Source organism: Cytobacillus sp. T106, assembly GCF_040492155.1.
Classification (GTDB): Bacteria; Bacillota; Bacilli; order Bacillales; family Cytobacillaceae; genus Bacillus_AB; species Bacillus_AB infantis.
The window spans coordinates 1-906 of the sequence record NZ_JBEUMK010000039.1 but is presented as its reverse complement, the minus strand read 5'-3'; the positions used below and the strand labels follow the sequence as shown (position 1 = coordinate 906).

1 protein-coding gene is annotated in these 906 nt (G+C 44.0%); it reads left to right on the top strand.

Annotated elements, in window-relative coordinates; genetic code table 11:
- The coding region (locus ABU165_RS25110) for an IS3 family transposase (protein ID WP_353762703.1) at window positions 1-903 on the top strand (903 nt) is incomplete at its 5' end.
- Window positions 904-906 lie beyond the last annotated feature (3 nt).

Sequence of the window (906 nt, the reverse complement as noted above, 5' to 3'; positions counted from 1 at the left end):
ACCTTCATATATGAACATAAAAATGAGCATACCATCGTGAAGATGTGCGAAGTACTAGGTGTATCCACCTCTGGTTATTATGCTTGGGAAAGAAGACAAAGCCAGGAGGAAACAGAAAGGCAAAAGCAGAGACGGCATCTGGACGAAAGAATCCTGTTTCATTTCCACGACAACCTGGGGACGTATGGAAGCCCAAGAATCCACCGGAAACTGGTCACCAAGGATGGCATGACAGTCTCTCTTAAAACAGTGTCAAACCGAATGAGAGATCTGGATTTATATGCCACACCGCCAATCAAATATACTCAAACCACTGATTCGGATCACCAGCAGCGTGTATTCAAGAATGAGCTGGACCGGGAGTTTAAGCCAGAAAAACCTAATCGTGTCTGGGCAACCGATATTACCTATATCCATACCGGCGAAGGATTTCTATATCTCAATCCAGTTTTAGACCTGTTTTCCCGCCGGGTTATTAGCTATGCCATTAATGATTGTATGGACGTCAAACTGCCATTAAAGGCCTTAAAGGAAGCACTCGAACTCCGCCACCCCTCCAAGGGGTGGATCCACCATTCTGACCGTGGTAGCCAGTACTGTTCAAAAAAGTATATTGAAGCCTTAGAGGGGGCCGAAGCCTCAATCAGTATGAGCCGAAAAGCCACTCCTTATGATAACGCTTGTGTAGAGTCATTTTTTGCCTCACTCAAGAAAGAGTATTTGTACAAGTTTGTGTTTAAGACGAAAGCAGAAGCCATTGGAGCTATCCAGTTTTATATTCACTTTTATAATCACAAAAGAATGCACTCCACTCTCGGTTACGCCACCCCGATTGAATATGAAAAGGCGTATAAAGAGGCACAATATCAAGACGCCAAAGAAGACACATTGTCCTATGCTTGAAGG